The sequence below is a fragment of the Aeromonas molluscorum 848 genome (assembly GCF_000388115.1).
Lineage (GTDB): Bacteria > Pseudomonadota > Gammaproteobacteria > Enterobacterales > Aeromonadaceae > Aeromonas > Aeromonas molluscorum.
In genome coordinates this window covers 1-3,170 of record NZ_AQGQ01000251.1, presented here as the reverse complement: position 1 = coordinate 3,170, position 3,170 = coordinate 1, and the positions used below count along the sequence as shown (strand labels likewise).

The following is a 3,170-nucleotide window of genomic DNA, read 5'->3' as shown; positions in this document are numbered from 1 at the left end:
CGCAGCATGTCGCGCTCCTGCATCGCCAGCACCCCTTGCCCGGTGGCAAGCAGCTCCTCTTCCCGGGCCTGGATCAGCTCATCGCGGGGATAGGTTTCCAGCACATTGAGCAGCGCCTTGTAGGCGTGGGAGCCTTTCTCGTGGCCGGAGGCGGCCATGATGCGCTCGAGGCGATGGCTGATGAGCGGGATCTGGGTGGCGCTGGTGTTGTAGATGGAGGAGGCATAGAGACCGATGAAGCGATCTTCACCTATCACCTTGCCATGTTCGTCAAAGCGCTTGATGCCGATGTAATCCACGTAGGCCGGGCGATGGACCCGGGACTTGCTGTTGGATTTGGTCAGGATCAGCAGGTGGTTGGAGAGCGCAGCATGACGGGCACTGGCGGGCATGGTGCCCAGACGCTGGCCTTCATCCTTGATGGAGTTCTTCATCAGGCCAAGGCTAGAGTCGGATTGGGGCAGGATCTCGTGATCCCCCTCTATCGCCTTGACGTCATAACGGCGGTAACCCATCAGGGTGAAGTTATGGGCCGCGACCCACTTGAGGAAGGCAACGGTGGATCCCACCTCTTCCTGGCTTACCGGGCTGTTGCGGCTCGGCAACTCGTCAATGATTTCGTTGAGGCGCGCCAGCATAGGCTGCCAGTCCCCCACCGCCAGCGCCACTTCCCCCGCAACCGAATCGAGTTCGGCGGCCAGGGCGGCCATCTGTTCGTCCGAGGTCAGGTGATCTATCTCGATGAGGAAGGCGGTCTCGGCCGACGTCTGCTGCGCAGTGTGCTCCAGATCCAGAATGGCCTCTATCTTGCCGTCCTTGCCGCGAATGAGGTGCAGCGGTTGATGCAGCATCATGTGCGCCGTGATGTTGAGACGCTTGAGGGTCATGCGGATGGAATCTACCAGGAATGGGGAATCCTGCAATATGACTTCGACTATGGTGTGCGGTGACTGCCAGCCGTGACGGGTCAGCTCCGGGTTGTAGACCCGGATATAGGGCGCCGTGCTGTCCCGTTGATTGAGGGCATTCCACAGGCTCAAGGCGGCGCCATACAGGTCGCTGTCATTGCGATCATGCAGGTCATCGCTCGCCATGTTGCCATAGAACTTGGCAACGAAGCGCTCGACCAGGGAGGCACTCTTCTGAGGCAGTTTTTGATGGATCAGGTTGAGAACGTTTTCGAGCAGAACTGAGGTAGGGGCGTCTTTCAATGCCATTGCTATATTCCTTATCGGACCGACATCACCGACAGAGACATCCACCCTGGATGCCCACTGGTACAGAGTTGTGCGAAGTGTAATGGGTCGGATCCAGGAAGGCGAGCAAAGCTGATAATGGAATGTTAAAAACTAGCGGCAGATCACGGCTCAAGCTGTCATATATTTTGTCAGCGACGTAAAAAACAGAAAATATCACTGACAAAATGCATTTTAACCTGATAGTTAGTGACTTAAAGCAGATAATTACGCGGTTTGGTGTTTGGTTTTTGTTAATTTATGCGTTCCAGACCGATAAAACGATGATCGTCCTGGGTCTTGAGCAAAAAGCGACCACGAACCCCTTCCTGGTCGACGAAAGGACGGATTTTATCCAGCCCCAACTCCAGGGTCAGTCCCTGTTCGGAACGTACGACCAAGCGTCTCGCATGACCCTGGTACATCAGCAGTATCTCATCTCGCGACAGATTCAACCTGAAGGTAAATTGTTTCACTCCCCTATCCTCCTCGATCACAGCTCAATACCATGCCTGCCCCTGCAAAAGGTGGTTCGCCGCAAACAAGCGGGCCGGACATCCGCCCGGCCCGCTTGTTCTTGTACGACTTACTGGGCCAGCGCCTTGGCCACCTTTTCATAGAGATCACGGGCCAGGTCAGGCAAAGCCTGCAACCGCGCCAGCTCGGTGCGGATCAGACTCTTGCGTCCCTCATCCAGTCGCTTGAACTGGATAAGCGGGGTGATGAGACGCGAGGCCACCTGGGGATTGATGCTGTTGAGCTCAATCAATATATCGGTCAGGAAACGGTAACCCGCGCCATCTCTGGCATGGAACTGCACCTGATTCGCCATGGCAAAACTGCCGATCAGCGCCCGCAATCTATTCGGGTTACGAATACTGAAGGTCGGATGGGCCATGGCCTGCTTGATCTCGCTCAGCACATCGGAGGCGGGCTTGGCACCGACCAGACGCAGCCAGTTATCCAGCACCAGGCCATCTTTGGCCCACTTGCCTTCGAAATCGGCCAAGAGTGCGGTCCGGCAAGGCAGCAGATGCTGGTTGGCAATCTGCAAGGCGGTCAGGATATCTGTCATGTTGTCCGCCCCTTGATACTGCTGGCGTACCAGCCGGTCGGTCAGCGTGCCATCCAGACGCGCCAAATAACCCAGCACCACCCCCTTGAGGGCCCGCTTGGCCATGTCGTCATGCACCACCCGATACCCATCGAGCAACAGGCTCTGATAACTGGCGAGCAGACGATCGCCAAATGCCTGGGCCAGGGCCGTACCGATGGCGCCACGCACGGCATGAATGGCGTCGATGTCGGCCACCTCAAACAGCTCTGCCAGGGTAGCTTCCCCCGGCAGAGCCAGGATCTCGGCCTTGAGGGCGGGATCCAACTCGGCATCGTCCAGGATGGCAATGAAGGCGGCAAGCAAGTCGGCTGACAACGTCACCTCTTGGCCCCTTTGATGAGCGGCCACATTGGCGATCACCGCCTTGTTGATCAGCATCTGGGCGGCATCCCAGCGGGCAAACTCGTTGCGGGCATGGCGCATCAGGAAAGCAAGATCCCTGTCGCTGTAGTCATAGTGCAACTTGACCGGCGCGGAGAAGTCACGCAGCAGGGAGACCACGGGTTTGGCAGCAACATGGTCAAACGACGAAGCACTGTTCCGCTTCCAGCACGTCGAGCACCTGGCCAATGACCTTGCCCTGATATTGCAGCGGGATGACCAGCCCCGCTCTCGTCATACAACTCGATGTCGAGCGGAATGTGCAGCGGCAGTTTTTTGCGGCTGGATCCGTGGAGTCGGCGGCGTGTGCGTGACGCACATGGAGGCGATAGACGCCGCTGGCGGCATCGTACTCATCCGTCACAGTGAGTTCAGGGGTACCGACTGATTGTACCAGCGGCGAAACGGGTTCAAGTCGATGCCGAGGCATCTCATCG

General features: G+C 57.6%; 1 protein-coding gene and 2 pseudogenes. All 3 read right to left on the bottom strand.

Going from position 1 to position 3,170, the window contains the following annotated elements:
• A pseudogene (locus tag G113_RS19535) lies at nucleotides 1-1,217 on the bottom strand (NAD-glutamate dehydrogenase domain-containing protein); the annotation flags it as partial.
• 272 nt (nucleotides 1,218-1,489) lie between these two features.
• A complete protein-coding gene (locus G113_RS19530) occupies nucleotides 1,490-1,711 on the bottom strand; it encodes a DUF2835 domain-containing protein (protein WP_005911486.1) in 222 nt (73 codons plus the stop codon).
• A 110-nt stretch (nucleotides 1,712-1,821) separates the two neighbouring features.
• Nucleotides 1,822-3,170, bottom strand: a pseudogene (locus tag G113_RS19525) (DUF3458 domain-containing protein); the annotation flags it as partial.